General features: G+C 40.3%; 14 protein-coding genes. 6 read left to right on the plus strand and 8 right to left on the minus strand.

Annotated features, from left to right (window positions below; all coding sequences use genetic code 11):
- Positions 1–23 precede the first annotated feature (23 nt).
- Genes OW255_RS04530 through OW255_RS04545 form a run of 4 tightly spaced genes read left to right on the plus strand, consistent with a single transcriptional unit; the run spans position 24 to position 3,457 of the window.
- Positions 24–257, plus strand: coding sequence for a FeoA family protein (locus OW255_RS04530; protein WP_024837096.1), 234 nt, complete (start codon positions 24–26; stop codon positions 255–257).
- On the plus strand, positions 250–2,247 hold the full coding sequence (gene feoB / locus OW255_RS04535) for a ferrous iron transport protein B (RefSeq protein ID WP_268115760.1): 1,998 nt from the start codon (positions 250–252) through the stop codon (positions 2,245–2,247). The genes OW255_RS04530 and feoB overlap by 8 nt, the downstream gene beginning before the upstream one ends.
- Positions 2,248–2,270: 23 nt before the next feature.
- Positions 2,271–3,044: a threonine/serine exporter family protein gene (locus OW255_RS04540; protein ID WP_268115761.1), complete on the plus strand. Its 774-nt coding sequence runs from the start codon at positions 2,271–2,273 to the stop codon at positions 3,042–3,044.
- Positions 3,038–3,457: a threonine/serine exporter family protein gene (locus tag OW255_RS04545; RefSeq protein ID WP_024837093.1), complete on the plus strand. Its 420-nt coding sequence runs from the start codon at positions 3,038–3,040 to the stop codon at positions 3,455–3,457. Before OW255_RS04540 ends, OW255_RS04545 begins: the two co-directional genes overlap by 7 nt.
- Here the strand turns inward: OW255_RS04545 and OW255_RS04550 are convergent.
- Positions 3,420–4,385, minus strand: coding sequence for a DUF5688 family protein (locus tag OW255_RS04550; RefSeq protein WP_268115763.1), 966 nt, complete (start codon positions 4,383–4,385; stop codon positions 3,420–3,422). The genes OW255_RS04545 and OW255_RS04550 overlap by 38 nt on opposite strands.
- A 291-nt stretch (positions 4,386–4,676) precedes the next feature.
- Here OW255_RS04550 and OW255_RS04555 point away from each other — a divergent pair, with 291 nt between their 5' ends.
- Both OW255_RS04555 and OW255_RS04560 read left to right on the plus strand, forming a co-directional pair.
- The gene (locus OW255_RS04555; RefSeq protein WP_024837091.1) at positions 4,677–4,922 is read left to right on the plus strand and encodes a hypothetical protein; all 246 of its coding nucleotides are present in this window, start codon (positions 4,677–4,679) and stop codon (positions 4,920–4,922) included.
- A 421-nt stretch (positions 4,923–5,343) separates the two neighbouring features.
- The gene (locus OW255_RS04560) at positions 5,344–6,561 is read left to right on the plus strand and encodes an HD-GYP domain-containing protein (protein WP_268115765.1); all 1,218 of its coding nucleotides are present in this window, start codon (positions 5,344–5,346) and stop codon (positions 6,559–6,561) included.
- Between the two features lie 421 nt (positions 6,562–6,982).
- Here the strand turns inward: OW255_RS04560 and OW255_RS04565 are convergent, their stop codons facing one another.
- The 7 genes from OW255_RS04565 to OW255_RS04595 are packed head-to-tail and all read right to left on the minus strand — an operon-like array spanning position 6,983 to position 18,773.
- A complete protein-coding gene (locus OW255_RS04565) occupies positions 6,983–7,972 on the minus strand; it encodes a hypothetical protein (RefSeq protein WP_268115766.1) in 990 nt (329 codons plus the stop codon).
- Positions 7,965–8,591, minus strand: a complete 627-nt coding sequence (locus OW255_RS04570; protein ID WP_268115767.1) for a hypothetical protein — start codon at positions 8,589–8,591, stop codon at positions 7,965–7,967. Before OW255_RS04570 ends, OW255_RS04565 begins: the two co-directional genes overlap by 8 nt.
- Positions 8,592–10,088, minus strand: coding sequence for a DUF5048 domain-containing protein (locus tag OW255_RS04575; RefSeq protein WP_268115768.1), 1,497 nt, complete (start codon positions 10,086–10,088; stop codon positions 8,592–8,594).
- Positions 10,089–10,096: 8 nt separating this feature from the next.
- Positions 10,097–10,990 (minus strand): hypothetical protein, encoded by an 894-nt coding sequence (locus tag OW255_RS04580; RefSeq protein WP_268115769.1) that lies wholly within the window; start codon positions 10,988–10,990, stop codon positions 10,097–10,099.
- Positions 10,991–11,005: 15 nt separating this feature from the next.
- Positions 11,006–12,061, minus strand: a complete 1,056-nt coding sequence (locus OW255_RS04585) for a hypothetical protein (protein WP_268115770.1) — start codon at positions 12,059–12,061, stop codon at positions 11,006–11,008.
- 47 nt (positions 12,062–12,108) lie between these two features.
- Positions 12,109–12,381 (minus strand): hypothetical protein, encoded by a 273-nt coding sequence (locus tag OW255_RS04590; RefSeq protein ID WP_268115771.1) that lies wholly within the window; start codon positions 12,379–12,381, stop codon positions 12,109–12,111.
- Positions 12,382–12,416: 35 nt separating this feature from the next.
- Positions 12,417–18,773: a hypothetical protein gene (locus OW255_RS04595; protein ID WP_268115772.1), complete on the minus strand. Its 6,357-nt coding sequence runs from the start codon at positions 18,771–18,773 to the stop codon at positions 12,417–12,419.
- Positions 18,774–18,812 lie beyond the last annotated feature (39 nt).

Here is an 18,812-nt window from a genome sequence, read left to right on the forward strand (position 1 = left end):
TGTGGCATCCAGAGGAGATAATCATGAAGCTGCATGAAGGAGAAATTGGGAAGACATATATTGTGTACAGCGTTATGGTTAAGGATGCGATTACGAGGCGGCTGGAAGCCCTGGGGGTCACGGAGCTGACACCCATAACTCTGATGAATAAAAAGGGAAGCGGTACTGTAATTATTAAGGTAAGGGGTACCAGGCTTGCACTGGGTAGAAAGATATCAGAGGGAATTGAAATAAGGGAGGCAGCCAGCCATGAATGACGGTAACCAGGAAATACGCGTTGGATTTGTGGGAAACCCAAACTGTGGAAAAACCACTTTATTTAATGCATTTACGGGAGCCAGATTAAAGGTGGCTAACTGGCCGGGAGTTACGGTTGAACGAATGGAAGGAATGACCAGTTATAAAGGCATTCCCATACGTGTCATTGACACGCCTGGAATTTACAGCCTGTCCTGCTATACCTTAGAAGAGAAGGTAACAAGAAAGTGCCTGGAAGATGGTGAGGTTGACGTTATTGTTAACGTTTTAGATGCTTCGTCTCTGGAGAGAAATTTATATCTCACGCTTCAGTTATTGGAGCTTAATATTCCTGTGGTACTTGCATTAAATATGATAGATATTGTGGAAGAGAGGGGAATGGAAATAAACCTCCCTAAGCTGTCTGATATGCTTGGTGGAATTTCAGTGGCAGCTGTTTCTGCAAGAAACCGGAGCGGGCTAAAAGAACTTTTATCCGCAGTGGTTAATCCGAATAAGAATCCGCAGAAAGTACCGGTAGTCACTTATACTCCTAAAATTGAAAATAAGATATCAAAAATACAAACCATTTTAAAAGCCAATGATAAAAGCCTGGATAATATAAGATGGTATGCTATAAAGTATTTAGAGCATGATGAAAAGATTATGACGGAGCATCCGATTCAGCTGGACCATATGATTGACCAGAACTATGAAAAGGAGATTATCAGCCAGAAATATAACCGCATTGAGGAAATAATAAAAGCATGTCTTGTTAAAAAAGAACAGGGAGCGCAGCGAACGGATGCTGCCGACCGGTTTATGACACATCCGATTCTGGGAGTACCTATTTTTCTTGGAATCATGGCACTTGTTTTCTTTCTCACATTTACGGTGGGAGATTTTCTTAAGGGATATTTTGAGATTGCCCTTGATTATGTTTCTGTGTTCATAAGACAGCTTATGATTGGGATTCACGCTTCTGGCTGGATTACTTCATTGGTGGTGGATGGAATCATAGCCGGTGTTGGAGGTATCCTTACATTCCTGCCCAATATATTTATCCTGTTTCTGGCGTTGGCCTTTTTGGAGGACAGCGGATATATGGCAAGAGTGGCTTATGTCATGAATGAAATTATGGGACGGGTGGGATTGTCTGGCAAAGCATTTCTTCCTATGCTTCTTGGATTTGGCTGTACCGTGCCAGCTGTTATGGCAGCCAGAGCCCTTCCAAGTGAGAGGGACAGAAAGAGAACCATTCTTATTACGCCTTTTATGTCATGCTCAGCCAGGCTGCCTATTTACGTGCTATTTTCTGAAATGTTTTTTCCGGATCATGCATTGATGGTCGCCTATTCTCTTTATTTGGTGGGACTTTTAGTTGCCATTGGTATTGCTTTTGGATCCCGCCGTCTGCTAGGAAGGGGAGAGGAAGACGTACTTCTTATCGAGCTTCCGGAATACAAAGCTCCCAATGGAAGAACGATTGGGATTTATGTATGGGATAAGGTAAAGGATTACTTAAGCAAAGCGGGAACAACTATATTTCTTGCTACCATTGTTTTGTGGTTCGTATTAAATGGAGGTCCGTCTGGTTTCGTTACAGATGTGGAAAATAGCTTTGCAGCTATGATCGGGCGTACTCTTGTGCCTGTGCTTCGACCGGCAGGACTTGGAGACTGGAGAATCGCTGTAGCACTCATCTCAGGGCTTTCTGCCAAAGAGGTAGTAGTATCCAGCTTTTCTGTTTTATTTGGTGTCAACAATATAAACTCGGCAGCAGGAATGAGCAATCTGCTTGGAAGCCTTGGAAGCTTTGGTTTTAATGGTGTGAATGCTTATGCGTTCATGATCTTTTGCCTGCTTTACTCTCCCTGTATTGCTGCAGTTGCAACAATTAAGAAGGAAACCGGCTCTTTAAGCTGGACGATTGGTATGGTTCTCTTTCAGATTTTTATTGCCTGGGGAGCCGCTGTACTGGTATTTCAGATTGGAAGTCTTATCTTATAAACTTAACATTGAGGAATCCATGAATGAATGATAAACTGCTTGTGGAAACTGCCGTACTGGCAGGTGAAATTATGTTGATAAGCGGTGCGGAAATTTTCCGTGTGGAAAATACCATTGACCATATTTTGAGAAAAGCGGGGCGGGAGACGTCTGAGGCAATTGTTTTTTCTACAGGTATTTTTGCTTCTCTCAATGACCCTTCCATTGAGGCAATTACAGTTGCCAGGAGAGTGACTGGGAGATCCACCAACTTAAACAGAGTGTATCTGGTAAATGATGTATCAAGAAAGCTATGTGAAGACCGAATTACGGTGGAAGAAGCATATAGGAAACTGAAAGAAATTCGAACCACGATGCAGTATAGCAGATGGCTAAAGGATGCGGGTATTGTTGGGGTCTCTGTATTTTTTACTCTGTTGCTGGGAGGAGGAGGCAGGGACTTTTTAGCAGCAGCCATAACCGGAGCGGTTCTTGCTGTTGCGATGGAGGTATCCAGCCGTCTTAAGCTCAATGATTTTTGCATGAATGGAATCAGCGCATTTTTAATTGCATTTACTGCTTTGTCCGTGGAAAAGCTCCTGCTGCCAGGAATCAGAAGTGATATCATTATTATTGGAGCCATAATGCCATTGGTTCCAGGGGTTATATTTACCACTGCGATTCGGGATACCTTAAATGGAGACTATGCTTCAGGAACAGCCAGAATGATGGAGGCAGTGGTCATCGCGCTTTCCGTGGCAGCAGGGGTAGGTGCTGGAATCAGGCTCTTTCAGTTTATGGGAGGACAACTATGGTAATGCAGACAATTGGTGCGTTCTTTGCGGTTATCAGCTTTGCTCTGGTTTTGGAGCTGCCGAAGAAGTATGTGGTTTTAGCAGGAGGAATTGGTGCTGCAGGCTGGCTTTCCTATCTTTTGGTGGACACCGCAGCAGGCTCGGTCACAGCTGCGGCATTTTTATCCACGCTTTTGGTTGCTCTGGCAAGCCATGTATCGGCCCGCATTTTTAAAGCCCCAGTCACAGTCTTCTTAGTGGCAGGTATTCTGCCTTCTGTGCCTGGAGCTTCTATTTACAGGAGTGTTTCCTATGTAATAAGCAATGATCCGGAGCTTTCCAGTCATTATCTGGTTCAGACGCTGCAGATCTCAGGTGCGATTGCTATGGCGATTTTCATTATGGATTCTTTGTTCCGATTGATACAGAAGAAGTAAAGGCAACAGACAGCTGGTCCGTACTTCTGGAATAGAAATAGATGTGATTGGATAAACGGTCTTCTACCGGGACCTCTTCCTGGTTGATAGCAAATACGGTTTCAGCCAGCTCTTCGATAGAAACGTTTTTACTGTTAGGAATGATCAGGACTTCGTGAATGCTGGAGGGCAGAATGATTAGATCACTGTCGGTGCATGCTGCGAAGTCTTTTAATATATCTTCATAAAACATGCAGGCGGCACCACTGATTCCGGTGTGGTTGGAGAGAACGTACATGGGAGGAGAAAGGGGCTCTGTATCAAAAAAGTCCAGAAGATCATCTTCGCATATTTCTTCCTGGGAAGATTTTATAGCGATATCCTTTATGACCTCAGAAAGTGACCGGATTCGAGCTGGAAACAGACGGGGAGTATTGAGTTTTGCAGCCTCTTGCAGCTCACCAAATGATAGATTCCAGGTTTTTAAATGGCTATTTAGAATGAGGGCTGTTAGAAGATTGTCCTGGGCTTCATGTACATAGATGCTAAAAACAAGACATAAATCAAGTGCTGGATATGAGATGTGGGGGATTTGGGAAAGCTGTGCCTGATTGGCGGATTCATTGATTAAGCGGTAAATAACACGGCTTTTTATATGGTCAGGTGAAGTGAGATCGTTAAGATGGACTTCATCTGGCAGCTTGTTTGTCTGATAGAGCAGTAGAATATCGTTAATTATCTCGTCAATTGGGACACCCTCCATATGACAGTTGTAAAATTGATTTAAGTAGATGGTGGGAGCAGCTTTTTCTCCGGTTCTTCCGATGCAGATTCCGTCCAGGCTTAATCCATTGTTCTTTGTTATGGGCTGAATGTTTAGAGTATATTCAGAGCCAAGACGTTCTTTCAGGGATTGTTTGATGGTTTCAAGAAATGATTCGTATACCATAGTATACCTCCTTAGATATGATGTATGTAAATTGCTTTAAGCAGATTTACAACGAATGAAGATGTGTTAATCCTTTAAATAAAATAGAAGGATTAAGAAGTGATATTAGAATTAGATGTGATATAGACTTGTTTCTTTTCATTATACCGAAGCAGAAGGAAAATAACAACCGATTTATTTCTTTTTCATTAGTTTTATGGCTGTCTGGTGACAAATGGAAGAAAATTAACATATTTTAACAGTATTTTGTGGTATAATCAAATTATCAAATAATACGAGGGGGATAAAAAAATGATTAGAAAATTTCCTTATTTTGTTCTGGGTATTCCGATTACTTTAATTGCAGCCTATGGAATTTTTGTTATCCTGGCAAACAGGAATCAACTCTCGCAGCTTATTGTTTTTATTGGTCTCTTTGCTTTGGGCATGGGGCTAAATATTTGGGGAATGAAGTCAAAGGAAGTAAAAAGACCAGAATTCCAGGCAGGTATTATTAATCTAAACGGAGAAAAAAAACTACATGAACTAGAATATTAAGGTACATGAGATAAGGGAATCTCCTCATTAAGGGGCTTAATTTATTAGTATGATAAAGTGAACGTTTACAGGAATTGTTGCTGGATGATAGAATCACCGGGGGCGATTCCTGTAAGTTTTTTTAGGGATATCAGAGAATGGCTGGAAGAAGAATTTTTTGTATTTGATGGGGGGATTTTTTTGAATGATGATGAGAAAGGGTAATAGAATTAAAGTATAGATTTGATGTTCTAAGTGGTTTAGAATATTGGAGATAGTTGACATTATTCTTTTTATTGATAAAATTAGATTGGTGCCCATTGTATTTTATGTATGGGAAGAACTGTATTTTGTACACGATGGCATGATTTTTACAAAAGTATAGCATCCTTTTTTGGCATTTTAGCTACGACATGATACGAAGAGAGAGAGGATAATAATAATGAGATTCAGCTTAAATGAATTTTTGATTTCCGTTTCTTTTGCACTGGATTTTGTGGAAATGGATCGGTTGGGGAGACAATCGAATCACGGGAAAAGAACGGCATTTATTTCTTTATACATTGCCAGAGAATTGGGATTATCAAAAGAAGAACTATATGATACGGCAGCTTTGGCTATGCTTCATGACAATGGATTAAGTGAATCCAGTTTATATGAGGTTTCGGCGGGAGAAGATTTTTCGGTTAATGATTTTGAACGGTCAAAGGCCCATTGTGTGATTGGAGAGAAGAATGTTAAGGGGTATCCTTTTCTTACAGCTCCTGAAAATGTGATTCTTTATCATCATGAAAGGTATAACGGAAGCGGATTCTATGGATTAAGTGGAGATGAAATTCCTTTAATTTCTCAGATTATTGCAGCGGCAGATGGATTTGAGGACAGATATCAGCCGGATGAAGCAGGGAATGGGAAGGATGTACTGGTACAATGGATTGAACAAGAGGAAGGCATAGTGTTCTCTAAGGACTTGGGAATTGCACTTCGTAAGATGGCGGAGGATTTATCTATTTGGGAGAAGATGGCGGATGAGAATGTGGGGAAAGCTCTATCTGATGAGATACCTGAGTTTGATTGTCAGCTATCCTTTGAAGAAATTCAGAAGATTACTAAGATTTTTTCCAGAATCATTGACTCCAAGTCTCATTTTACGAAACGTCATTCCAGTGGGCTCGCGGAAAAAGCAGCAGCAATGGCGGATTTTTATGGGAAGGATGAGGAGGAGAGGACAAAATTAATCATAGCAGCTGATTTACATGACCTGGGGAAGTTAGCGGTGCCTAATAGTATTTTGGATTGTCCAAGGGCGCTTACGGATAAGGAATTTAAGGTTGTGAAAAAACATGTGTATTATACCAGGGTTGCCCTTGAGAAGATCAGTGGATTTGAGGATATTACGGAATGGGCGGCGAATCATCATGAGAAGCTGAATGGGAAGGGGTATCCGTTTGGGAAGAAAGGGGAGGAGCTTGATTTTAATTCGCGGCTGATGGGGTGTCTTGATATTTATCAGGCGCTTACGGAAGAGAGGCCTTATCGGAAGGGGATGGCTCATGGAGAAGCGATGAAGGTGCTTGGGAATATGGCGGGGATGGGGATGATTGATGAAGGGATTGTGAAGGACCTGGATGAGGTGTTTGATGGGAAAGTGGGTATCTAACAACGATAACGTTTCTATGTGTATTAAAAATAAGATAACGATGAGGCAATATTAGTGGAGGCATCTTTATCTGAGAAAATAGCATTCTTAATATTCTGAACAGATATAATATCATACTCCTCAAGTAACTGATGCTGATGAAGTTACGTTTTATATCTGTCATTTGTACTTTGTGCACTGATCTCTTTTGTCTTACCATAATAAAGGCCTCCTATGATTGATATTTTATCATAAAAGGCCTTTAAAAAAACTATTTACAGAAAAACTTTCACAGACTCGCTTAGCCTGTTCATGAAATTGTCCGCATCCCCGACTTCTTTTATAGCTATTATGAAGAGCCTACCTTGATTGGGCGTTCCACCATTTAATATATGTAAGAATAGGCATTTAAGTAATCACTCCAATATTTTTGTAATATCTATCAGGACAACCTAATTCTTCGTATTGAACCGTTTACTCTACCTCCTAAATTACCAAAATTTTCGCTTATTACAAGTCGTATTGGATATGTTATAGCTTGTGGTGTAAATGGAATTTCAACATAAGTATGAGTTGTAAACTGACTAAGGTATATAACTCCAATTTGAGTCCATGTTTTACCCAAATCTTTTGTATAATAAATTCTCATACTTGCTGAATTTTCTGCTTGTACACCTGTTTGGAAATTAAATGATCCCTCACATATTAATTTTGAATATCCTGCTAAATTAATTGTATTTGTTGTTTTTATATCTAAACTTTTTTTCCATGCCGCTTCATATGTGATTTGTCCAGAGTCAAAAATAAGTATATCTTCTGCTCCTGTATTATAATCCGTATACCATCTAGCATAGTTATTTCCTGTCAAATATAAATCCTGAGGAGTTGGAACCCAACCTTCCCATGTACCAATTACCCCGCCGATATTAACGCCCTTTTTTATATTTTCCGGACGAAATGTAGGCACGTCATATCGAACCCAGTTTACACCGTTAAGATAATAACCATTTCGCACACCGACATTAAATGTTCCAGCCCAGTTTGATGCATTGGTGGCCCAAACGCGATCACCATCCGTATCTGCATTTTGAATTGGAATGGTACCAGTGATCTTTTTACCATTGACCCATGCAGTTTTACCTCCAATTATTTCATTTGTAAGTGCAGTAGCAGAAGTCTGACTGGCTAGACTATTTGCAGTTACGGTAAAATCTTGTGCGTGATAACCTTTTTTTATATTAATAGAGTTACCTGCATTCAGACTTTGATTTGCAGTAGTTCCATTGTTTACCATCTTACCAATTCCTATTTCATCATCGGTATCAGAGCCAACATAAGTTTTGCCATTTAATACATATTCTTTAGTAACGGAGACCTCATCGGATCCGATTCCACCTCCGCCTGCAGCATTAGTTACGCCATATTTAGCCATCTTTTCTCATCACCTCAATTTCTCTAATAGTCAATGCACTTTTTGGCAGCTTATTTGCCTTTAATACAAAGTTCCCTGCGCCGGTATTTTCTTTCACAACAATGAATGCCTTAGAAGCATGGAACATGCTGTCAGAGTTAAAAAACACATTCACTCTGTCATTTTCCAGAATCTTATCAGATGAATAAGTATAAGTTAAATTCTCATCCCATGCACCTACTGGTATTTCAATATCGGTTGCAATGGTAACGCCGGTTAAATAATCAGTTTTTTCTGCGGAGTAAGCATTTCTCTTCTTGTCCTCACCCTCCGCTGAATCATTAATCCCAACTGTTTTCTGAGCAACTGTTAGAATCATTTCATCGACTTCTTCTTTAAAGAACTTCTGTGTTGCCTTGACTCCGTCCAGCAGGACGTTGAATTTATCTGCATTAAATAATGATTTTGTCAAATTTGGATACTGATTTGTCAGCGCAGCCATTTTGTCCGTATCATTGTTCATCCACGCCTCATTATACTGTTCAATCACAGGGCGAAGGGTGGCAGAGGCGTCCTGCATGTTTGGCAGGTCGCAGATTGTTTCTGGGAATTTACTATGTGGGTATTCTGAATAGCTCACTTAAATAGCTCCTTTCTTTTTTCTCCCATATACATAGGAATAGCTCTCTAAAAACTTATAAAGAGTCATACTCATTGTTCCGTCACCGATTGACCAGCTTAGATTTTTAACTATATACTGGCTGGTTTCTTTGTTGTATCTGGGAGTGTATTCTAGTTTTGTGTTTACTTCCAGCCAGGGGACCACTAAGGTACTTAAATTTATGGTATCCAACATGGCGGTTGACTTATAGGTTAAATATTCTGCCTGATTGTAGCAGGCGGCATCGTCACTTAAATTACCGTAATCCACTGACTGTGAAATTTCATAACCAATATTTTTCACTGAGTAGGGACAATCCGGTGATTCCTCTACGTATCTTCCATAGCACTGAAATTGTCCTAGTAGGAACAAGGCGGTTTGGTCAGGCGTGAGACGTCGGTAACGGAAGACGTAAATATTATCCTTTTTAAGCACCCCTGGCTTTAATGGATTTCCATCACCATCATAAATCGGAATGGCGGGAGAGAAGTTGTTGATTGTAAAGTTTGGAGCAGCTAGATTGTCGTCGCTTGCTTTAAATGCCAGCTGGGCCAGGTTATCTACGCTGTCCCATGCTGTGTACATGCTTAGGTTAATCCCATACGTATTGTTTGTGTAGCTGGAAGTGTCTGCGTATCGGTCTTCCTGCTCCAGTGTTAATACCTTGCCCCATACTTCAGTGACATTAAAGATTCCGTCAAATTTGGAATCGGCATTTTCATTTACTACGATATTCTGCATGACCCTATCGTTTAATATGACCGGGTCTTCTAAGCAGGTGGGAATCTGACGCCAGATAAAGGTTCCGTCTGCATCAAAATAAAATTCCCAGGAATCGTATAGATCCCGGATTTTTTGCCAGATGTCAGCGTATGTGCTTCCGGTTGCAAAGGTCAAGTCATAGGGAATTGGCTTTCCAATGTCCTCAACAATGTATTTTTCGATTCCTGCTGACTTCATGGTTGCAATGACAGAAGCCCGGATATCCTCCCCGGCTGGTATGGTTAAGTTTTGAACGGCATAGTCCGGGGCGTTGTTGGAGGAGCCGTATCCATGGAGATGACCATTTAAAGTGCCATCGTATAGGGACATTAAGTCCCCGCAGGAGACGGATAGCTTTTTTTCGGTATTTGAAAAGGAGTACTTCATGCTCAGATAGCAGAATACTCCCAGTTGATACCAGATGATTTCTTTTGTCTTTACGGATTTGATACCGTAGAAGACCCGCAGACGTTTGTCCAGCCATATTTTTTTATCCTTCCCAATAATAAAGGAAGAGTTTAATACCACCAGATCAAATTGGTAGCTTCTGCGCTGTATGGATTCGCTGTCCTGGCTGTAGCTGTCATTTATGATTTGTCCTTCCAGGGAATCAAGCGTTTTAAAAGTCGAGTCCATTAACTCTACTTTTAAATAAATTTCCTGGGTGCCTTGTTTTAATAAATCCAGGTCTTTTTGAGTTACTTCATATGCCATTATTTCACCTACCTGTCAAAGTCGGCGTCGATAAAGCCGTTGTCATAAAGGTCTCCGGCCTCATAGGCACTGCCGCATTCCGCAACGCTGAATTTCGTGGTTACGTGCTCATAATGATCGGATTCTTCTGTGATATCACTGCTTGTGACAGCCACCATATAAACATTTCCGAGAAAATCTTTCAGAATCTTTGGCTGACCGTTGGTAAGGAAATCATAGATTCCATTTCGGTATTCCCAGGATGAATGAGTTTGCCAGCCATCTTCTTTTAATTCGATAAAGGTACAGGAAATATCTCCAGAGAAATATCGGATTTTTCCACCCTTTAATACCACTGGCTTTTCTCTTCCCAGAAGCTCAATCAGATTGGTGCGCTGAGTCAGCTTTTTATCGAATCTTGTGTCCAGGACCATAGGATAGGAGATATCCTTTTCACAGATAAAATAGGAGTCAAACCAGGATTCTACACGGTTTGTAATATAGTTATTTTCACCGCCGGAAATGACTGGTACATAGGCGTACTCCACCGTTCCTACTGGTTCATAGTAATCTATTAATTCTATTTTAAAATCTTCATTGGAGCGAATGGGCTTTTCAAAGATTGTCTTAAATTTTTTATCGCCCTTTACCTTCTTTTTAATTCGTATGGATTCTACGATGCTCTCTGTAAAGCTGACGTTTCCACCGTAGAGGGTTCCTTGAAACAGGGCGTGAAGCCTGGTATCAAAGCCCCAGACAGAAGGAAAGGCATGGTCTTCTTCTGACAGTTCAATTACCTTTTCCGTTGCGAATATTTCATCATAGACTGCTGAAGCTATGGTTAGGTCGGAAATGTCAGAAGATGAGGCTGGTGATGAGGCCAGGGATTCCTTGCTTGAGGCAAAACAGCTTCCTAAAAACATAATATCACCGCCTTTCTATTTGTTTACCAGATCAGCTTTCATTTCATAATAGCTGCTGGTTCGGTTAATGCAGAGCACAAATTGCTGGATATCTTTGGGGATTGGAAGGTATTTCGTAAAGAGGATATATTTGCTGCCGGAAGAGACTGCTTCCAGCTCGAAAAATGCTTTTTCACCTCCAGAGTCTGAGTAAATACCTTCCCTGTAATAAATGTTTACATGACATTGATCTTTATTGGTAAAATGAATGATTTTTGCATTGCATACCGGTCGGTGAAAACGAAATGCCTTGGTAAAGTCTCCTTTTACCTCAAAACCGATATCATAGGTAACGGAATTTTCTCTTAAATCAGCATACTCATTTTCCAGGTAGATGACATCTTTTTCTGGGATGCCGATGGTTGAAATGATATTGCTTTTTATTTCTATAGCGCCGTGTTCGGCTCTGTTGTTTAGCTCAAGAGGATTGAATATTTGAGCTTGAGTATAGGATACGGTAAATAAAATATAGCCGGTATCCAGGCTCATGTTGTGAAGGGTCTTTCCGGTTGCTCTTATGTAGTACTGTTTTGCATTTTCTAGTCCAGATATGAGATATGTTAATTCACTGGTGTCGTATAGATCGCCAGACATCTGGAGCTCTGTTTTTTGATAGGTGTAGAGTGTAATGCAAAAGGAATTTAGAGGCTCTTTCTGCTTCTGGGAATAGACGAGTTCAGTTTGAAATGCTGATGATTTTAAAACATCACCAGGATTTACGGATAATTTAAATTCCGGTGTTTCGTAGCAGTAAAATGGTGTTCCTATGCTTGGAAGGGTGGACTCTTTGTCGTCTATGTCAAAAACGGACAAATATGCTACGTAATAGCCTCCGTTTTTTAAACCTGAATCAGCTGGAAGAGTATAGCTTTGTTTCATGGTGCTGATTGTTTTATCGAATACGGTTGTTCCAGAAGCATTGTCTTTAATGAGGCACCTTGCTTTGTAAATCTGATTCCCCTGCCAGGAAAAATGAATGGTAGTTCCAGTTGACGAATCAAATGGTTCTATGGGGTGTATGGTTGCATACATATGTTGCTCCTTTTCTTATTAAAATGGTTTCGCCGGTTCTGTTTTGATCAGGAACTCTCTTGTGGCTCCGCTGCCAGAATAAATAAGGAATTCCAGTCATTACAGGGAGCACAGACCCAAACGGTATCGTTTGGGTGAAGATTTTGGCTGCATCTGGCTGTGAGTGTTCTATTCTTATAGGAAATGGTGTACTTCCCTTTGGAAGCAGAGCCTGTGACCTTGGCACGGAATGTGCGGTCAAATTTCATGGTTTCTGCTGCGTTTTTAAATAAGTAATGAATGTCCTCCACCAGCTTTTTATAGACATCTTGCAGGTTCAATTATATTCACTTCCTTTCTGTTTGCTCCGTATTTGTTAATGTTTTCCGGTATGCTGAATCATGGCATTTCGCAGGCCGCCATTTAAGATGCCTTGTGCCAGTTCATCTGCATTGCTGCATGACTCAATGCGAATATCTCCAAATTCAAAATTCGTGGTTGTCTGTCCCGATCCATTTGATACGTCTGTGAGAAATGATGAAGCAAATGGAGTATAGTTCCAGGCCTGTCCCAAGTTGGAGAGAAGAGTATCCTGCTGCTCTGTGTTGAAAACAGCTTCATTTTTATGAAGAATTGTTGGAAATTCGTCAGGCTCCAGTTTCTTAAGACCTAAGAGCTTCATTTTTGCTTCTCGGTCAAAGAGGGTGCTGTTACCGATTAGTCCGCCTTGAATGCCGATTTTGAGGGAACGTGCACTTTTGCTGCCAGGGTCACCCGGTCCTCCACTCACCCAGCCACCGCCTATATATGGTTCGCCATTGGACTTCTTGTTACTCTTTTTATCTTCATCGTCATCGTCTTCTGTGGATTTTAAGTTATCCCGGACTTCTTTTAATACGCGAAGCATAGACGCTACATTATCCGTGAGCTGCTGCCAGCTGGAGGTGTATTCGGAGATAGCTCCGTAATTTTTATTATACTGCTCCAGTGATTTTACAAGGTCTCCGGCAGTGGCGGCTAAGCTTTTCTGAATCTCAGAAAATATGCTGTCACCGTTAGCAGCAGTTCCTTTTATGGCCCCGTAATAATCGTATAAGTTTTGCAGGCCATTGGCAGCAGGCATCTTTTGGTTGAGCTGAGACAAGAGGTCATTGATTCCAGTCAGAGCCTGAGTATAGCTTAAGGTTCCATCCTTGTAGGAGGCAATATAGCTTTCAAGGAGAGTAGAAATATGATTGGTGGCATCGATTTGCTCTTTATACTGTAGGATTTGCTCTGAGATACCTGTATACATCTGAGTGATGTTCTGAAAGAGCGATGTATCATTGCCGGATAAGATTTTATCCTTCCAGCCTTTTCCCAGAATTTCATCGGCCTTGGACTCATTCTGTGCCTGAGAGATTTTTCCGTTAATCTCAGACCATTTATCAGATATTTTCTGTAAAGATTCCAGCTGCTCCTGGTAGGTATCGTTTAAGCCATTAAGGGTTTCCTGCAGGTTGTCGATTTGGGTTTTCAGCTCATTAGTTTCTAAGTCGAACTTCGCATCCTGGACCGCTTCTTTTGCTTGGCGTAGCTTGTCAGCATCCTGCTCATAGACCAGCTGTCCATCACGGATTACCTTTTCAGTTGCCTGTCGGTTGACCTTTTGAAGATCATACAAGGATTGTTCGTATCTTTGCTGCAATTTAAGCTTTTCGTTTTGTTTGCTTAATAGATCCAATTTATCCTGTAATGATTTTTTGGACGCTTCGTATTCCTCATTGACCGCCTCTTTTTGCTCATTGATGGCCTTAACCTGATCGTTAATGGCACCTGTTACAGCACTGATGACGGTATCATATTCTCCTTTTACGGATTCCAGGCCGCTTAACAGCTTTTGCAGATCGGAGGAATTTGCGGTAATCTTCTCCAGCGGCATTTTTAAAAGTGCTTCGTTCCATTTATGGAGATTTTGGACCATAGATGACATTTCTGAGTTTACATTTTGAAGCTTGCTGTATAACTCATTCCAATTGTCAGTACCAGCTTCGTATTCATTCATGACATCTTCTATGAGCCCGGCCTGTTTTTGGTATTGATCCATCAGGGTGAAGCCGTTTGAAATTAACTTCTGATAGTAGCTGCTGTCTGCCTTTTTGCCGGAAGCTTCCAGTTCACTGTTCCAATTTTCCATGGCAGACTGGATGTTCTTGTACATTCCAGCGACTGTCTCCATGTGCTCAATTGGCATTTTAAGAAGCTGGAAATTGTATTCTTCCTGAGATTTCTTTAAGTCCAAAAGTGAGGACTCTAAGTCACTGACTTCCTGATCAAGCTTTTGATAGGATTCGGAGTTTTCTGAGTTTAGATTTTGCTCTCGTAAATCCTGCATTTCCTTTCGCTTGATTTCGATCAGTCGTTGGGTGTTTGCTTCCTGCTGCTTTGATTGCTCGATCAGCTTGTTGTAAATGGAGGCATCTATGAGTTCACCGGCTGTTTTCATGTAGGCAATCTGCTTTTCGATAAGTGAACTTGAGGCTTTTAGTTCATCGTTTTCAGCTTTAACAGCTGCTGCTTGATTTTCATAGCTGGCCATAAAGCTTTCAGTATAATTCTTTTGTAAATCAATTTGTTTATCTTTTGATGCTTTTAGCTTATCGTAGGCAGCAATGGCAGCCTGTACGCTTTCTGCTTCCGCTCCTGAAAGATTATCGGTGGACAGTTCCCCTTTCTCTATTTTGCTTCTGTAATTGGGGTCTATTTTTGAGAGAGCAGCGTCATATTGAGACTGATACTGTCCAATTATTTTTGTCTGATCTTCCAGGGCGGTTTTATCGTGTTGCACAAGCTGCTGTAATGCGCTTTGGCGGGAGGCACTCCAGGTTCCGCTTGTTAAGGTGCGGGTCAGATCATTGATTGATAGCCCTGATTTCTCCGCCATGTTTTTCAGTTCTTCTAACTGCTCTATGGTGGGGGCTTCATTATCCAGGATTTCCTTACCACGTTTAAAATCGTCTTCTGATATGCCCAGGTAGTCGATGTAGGTATTGGAGGAGGTATCTTTTAATGTACTCCTCTTGTCATCCTGGTATTTCTCATAGCGATCGGCCCAATCAAACATTTGCTTTTGGACAGAAGATGTGTTTTTGGGTGAAGTTGTTGCTTTACTTCCAGAGTTGGAGTTTGTTATATCGGGTATAGTTATTTCAGCTTTTGCAGCATCATTTAATTGTCTAATGAACCCATTGTATTTATCTGTCTCTGCCTCTATATTTTGAAATCCTTTTTCATATATTGCAGTAGGATCATCTGAAATTACAGTTACCTGACCATCTTTTCCTTCTTTAATATTGTTTTCATAAGAACCATAGGAACCGGCTTCTCCATATTTACCAGTCCACATATCAGAAAGTGTCTTTTCTAAAGCAAGCTTCATTCTGCCTTTTGCAGTCATAAGATTTTTCCAGTTTTTTAAATCGTTTCCATATGCAATTGCTAGGTCTACGAATAAGCTTTGATTATTCTTTCTTACGTTTTCATAAAAAGAATCGTTCTCACTAAGTTTGTTAACCATGTTAACTTGAAAAGATTCTGCGTCATTCTTGTAAACTTCTAATAGCTGGTCATGTAGTGCCTTCGAACTGATTAAGCCATTTTTATAGTTTTCTATGTCGCTTTCCATAGCTGGAAATTGATCAGCCATGGATTTTAAACTGGAAGAGCTTATTTTATCAGTATTTTGAAATTCCTGATTTATTGAATTAACTAAATCAGCAGCCTTTTTCATATTTGCTTCTAATTCTGGAGTAAAATCTATATTTTTAGAAAAGTTCTTTATATTTTCTATAGCACTGGCCGAACTTACACCTGTAGACTGAATTATTTTATTCAAGTTCTCAAAGGAAGTAATTGTTGTTTCGTTAAGATCACCGGTATCTAGCTGATTAATGTAATCTTTAATTTCATTTATAGGAAGTCCTGAAAATGATTTTATAAAGTTATTATTCATTTCATCATTAATTTGTTGCTGTGCTGAAGAAATGACCTTCTGATATGTTTCTGCATAACCTAAGCCAGTTTCACTTGTAAGCTTTTGGAAATTAATATCAAAAATAGGCTTGATTCCAATAAAATTTCCTGATCCAACTTGGGAAGTCAGCAAATTCTTTGAATTGGAGAATTCTTCAGAATTCCAAATATTGTTAAATTTTTCCTCTGGAGTAATGTCGGGGGATTGTCGGATATATGAATTTAGAATGTATTTTATTTTGCTAATGGCATCTTTATCATTTTCAGAATCTAAATTATAAAGTTTTTCGGTGATTTTTGGGATTTCTTCTGCTAGTGTGGTTTCTAACTCTTTAATCCGACCCTCAAGTATACTTCGTTCTTTATCTGTATTTTGGTATTTTATATCCCATTTGTATCCTTTAGGATCTGATGCTTTGATACGATCTACTTCCGCCTTTTTACCTTCAAGCTCTGTTTTTAAGCGTTCGATCTCTGCTAATTCACTGGAAGTCTTATCTAATACAGTGCCAGATCTTGTGAAAATCTTTGCTTGAGAAACAGGTGCTCCAGCTCGATTAGGCAGAGAAGGGGTAAAACCATCATACTCGGTATAATCCGTCTCCGCATTCAGGTAATCTAATGTTTTTTTTCTTTCGTTCTGTTTATTATACTCATTTATAGCTTTTTCGGCCAAGAGCTGTTGGTTCAATTCCTCATTATACGTTTTTAATTTCTCAACTTCCTCTTGCTCAATAAAAGTTAGTTTACCTTTCGCATTTAATTCATTTAGTCGATCTGATGTTTCTTTCAGTTTGTCATTGATTGAAGATATTCTTGAATTAGAGTCTTCTAATTTTTGTTCAGCATCAGCTAGAGCTTTTTCTGCAATTTCCACTTGATGGTAATGATCATAAATAGCCTGACCTATGGCGGAAATAGCCATAGATAAAACCTGCATTGCAATAGCAACAATACCAGACATTGCTGCATTAAGTAATATAGTTTTAGATCTTAAGAGATCTGTTTCTATACCCGTGTTTTTTAAATGCGCTTTATACCCACTTAAAGAAGCTGGAGCTTCCTTAGTGCATGTTGCCAAGTAATCTTTTAATGTTACATGGTTTCTTGCCACGGATGCAGAAAATAAATTAAGTCCATATTCTCCCTTGATTAAACTTTCTTCCAGCTTATCTACTGATTTTGAAAAATCAAGAAGATTATTAGCAGGTTTTAATATGGATTTTAGATCAAAGGAAATAGGGGTCATTGACGAATCGCTTTTAAAGGATTTATTATCTGTATTTGGAGTTGTTCCATTAATGCTCTCCAACATTTGTGGTATGCGTTTAATGTTTTCCTCCAGCGCCTCAATGCTAACAAGCGTTTGCTCCAGAAACAACCCAACTCCCGATGACTGATTTTGACTAGTCAGAGAGTATATAAATGAATCCCATGAATTCTGAAGGGAAATAAGCTGGCTTTCCCAAGTGGAGGCAGTAGCACTGGCTGCTTCCATGGCTGCCTGACTGCCGTTGGAGTAATTGATGAGAAGCTGTTCATACAGACTCCATTGTTCTAACAATACTTTAATGGGATTAGACATTTCCTGACTATCCATATCTCCAAATAAAGAAACGTCGTTCTGACTGGAAATAGAAGAGTAGGCGTTTGCCATTTCTTCCAGGCGTTTGATCGGTTCTGTCAGCTGCTGTGATGACTGATTCATACGGCCCAGCTGGTCTAAAACGGATTGGAAGGATTGCCCCACGAAGGCTCCTGACTGGCTGGAGGAGGCAATAAGAGTTGCTTCTGCAGCAGTCAGCTGGTCGATTCCAATGCCTGCCTTTGCAGCTGATGCGGCATTTGCTTCCATAGCGGTGGTAAGTTCAGCCAGTGGTATCTTGCTTTGCATTGATACAGAGATAACGCCCTCAAGCGCCCTGGTCAGTTTTTCTACGCTGCCGCTGTATTGGTATGCAGTATCCATGGATTTAATAAAGCTTTCAGCAGCCGCTGCAGAAGCTGAACCCAGTGACTGGGCTAACAGGGACAGTTCACCCAGTTCTTTGGAAACAGAGCCGTACCCGCTTTTTGCCATGGAAAGGACGCTTAGGAGATAGTCCTTGGCGGAGGCTCCATAAGTCCCGGCAGATTGAAATGATTCTTTTCCTAATTTTTTAATTTCTTCCCGGCTCATTCCAGCAGCTTTTGAAATATCGTTTAAAATAGAAGAAATTTCTTTTAAGGTGGCCGTAGACTGCTTAAATTTAACAATTCCGGTCCTTGCCAGTTCAAAGGCTGTAGTCACAGCGTTTATTTTACTTTGAATACCAGTAAGGTCCTTTTTGAACCCCTCGGGCTTTAAATCGATTTTTGGTACAATGGTATATTTAGATAAAACAGAGTTTAAACTCTGGGCGATTTTCATTGCCGAGACTTTCATTCCCTGTTCGCTGATTTTTATCTCTTTTAGTGAAACATTGCTTAATGCATGGTCTAAATCTGCTTTTAATTTCTTATTGTCAATCTCTGCTTTTAAACGGATGACATCTACTTTTTTTTCCAGTTCTTTTATGGAAGCATTTAATTGCGTTCTGCTTTCCCCTTGATAGAGTTTTGCCATCAGGTGAAGCTGGTTGATGGTTTTCTCTATGCTTTTTATATCCTGATTCAGCTGCTTTGTACTCTTTGCCTTGTCCAAAGCAGCGGTAAGTTTTAACATAGAATCATTGTCTGCCATAGATTTTCCTCATTTATATATAGGTGGGAGATTTGGTGA

It is taken from the genome of Lacrimispora xylanolytica (assembly GCF_026723765.1).
GTDB lineage: Bacteria > Bacillota > Clostridia > Lachnospirales > Lachnospiraceae > Lacrimispora > Lacrimispora xylanolytica.

What these genes read in the sequence shown, in the direction of transcription:
- OW255_RS04575 (WP_268115768.1), bottom strand. Translation starts at nt 10,088, where the DNA reads ATGGCATATGAAGTAACTCAAAAAGACCTGGATTTATTAAAACAAGGC.
- OW255_RS04555 (WP_024837091.1), top strand. Translation starts at nt 4,677, where the DNA reads ATGATTAGAAAATTTCCTTATTTTGTTCTGGGTATTCCGATTACTTTA.
- feoB (WP_268115760.1), top strand. Translation starts at nt 250, where the DNA reads ATGAATGACGGTAACCAGGAAATACGCGTTGGATTTGTGGGAAACCCA.
- OW255_RS04580 (WP_268115769.1), bottom strand. Translation starts at nt 10,990, where the DNA reads ATGTTTTTAGGAAGCTGTTTTGCCTCAAGCAAGGAATCCCTGGCCTCA.
- OW255_RS04540 (WP_268115761.1), top strand. Translation starts at nt 2,271, where the DNA reads ATGAATGATAAACTGCTTGTGGAAACTGCCGTACTGGCAGGTGAAATT.
- OW255_RS04585 (WP_268115770.1), bottom strand. Translation starts at nt 12,061, where the DNA reads ATGTATGCAACCATACACCCCATAGAACCATTTGATTCGTCAACTGGA.
- OW255_RS04545 (WP_024837093.1), top strand. Translation starts at nt 3,038, where the DNA reads ATGGTAATGCAGACAATTGGTGCGTTCTTTGCGGTTATCAGCTTTGCT.
- OW255_RS04560 (WP_268115765.1), top strand. Translation starts at nt 5,344, where the DNA reads ATGAGATTCAGCTTAAATGAATTTTTGATTTCCGTTTCTTTTGCACTG.
- OW255_RS04595 (WP_268115772.1), bottom strand. Translation starts at nt 18,773, where the DNA reads ATGGCAGACAATGATTCTATGTTAAAACTTACCGCTGCTTTGGACAAG.
- OW255_RS04565 (WP_268115766.1), bottom strand. Translation starts at nt 7,972, where the DNA reads ATGGCTAAATATGGCGTAACTAATGCTGCAGGCGGAGGTGGAATCGGA.
- OW255_RS04530 (WP_024837096.1), top strand. Translation starts at nt 24, where the DNA reads ATGAAGCTGCATGAAGGAGAAATTGGGAAGACATATATTGTGTACAGC.
- OW255_RS04550 (WP_268115763.1), bottom strand. Translation starts at nt 4,385, where the DNA reads ATGGTATACGAATCATTTCTTGAAACCATCAAACAATCCCTGAAAGAA.